The 512-nt window shown below is 78.9% G+C and carries 1 protein-coding gene; it reads left to right on the forward strand.

Annotated elements, in window-relative coordinates:
* Nucleotides 1-512 (forward strand): AAA family ATPase (locus IE287_RS38170; RefSeq protein WP_189854016.1); only part of this gene is annotated, 512 nt, incomplete at both ends.

A 512-nucleotide genomic window follows, 5' to 3' on the forward strand; every position in this document is an offset into this window, starting at 1 on the left:
CGCGCTGCGCGCCCTCCACGGACAGCTGCTCGCCCCGGCGGCGGAGCCCGTACCGGCGCCCCTCCCGGCGGCGGCACCGGCGCCCGCACCCGCACCGGCTCCCGACCCCGCCCCCGGCAATCTGAAGGCGCGGCTCACCTCCTTCGTCGGGCGCGACGAGGAGATCGCCGTCCTGCGCCAGGACCTGGCCGCCGCCCGGCTGGTGACCCTGCTCGGCCCCGGCGGCGCCGGCAAGACCCGGCTCTCCCAGGAGGCGGCCGAGCGGGCCGCCGACGCCTGGCCCGACGGCGTCTGGGTCGTCGAACTCGCCCCCGTCCGCGACCCCGAGGCCGTCCCCGAGGCGGTCCTCGCCGCCCTCGGCGCCCGCGAGACCGTCCTGCGCGGCGCCGGCGCGGAGGAACTGCGCACCGGCGGTGATCCGCTGTCGCGGTTGGTGGAGCACTGTGCGGGGCGGCGGATGCTGTTGCTGCTGGACAACTGTGAGCACGTGGTGGGGGCCGCGGCGGGGTTGG

Origin of the sequence: Streptomyces omiyaensis (assembly GCF_014650895.1) — a bacterium.
Taxonomy (GTDB): domain Bacteria; phylum Actinomycetota; class Actinomycetes; order Streptomycetales; family Streptomycetaceae; genus Streptomyces; species Streptomyces omiyaensis.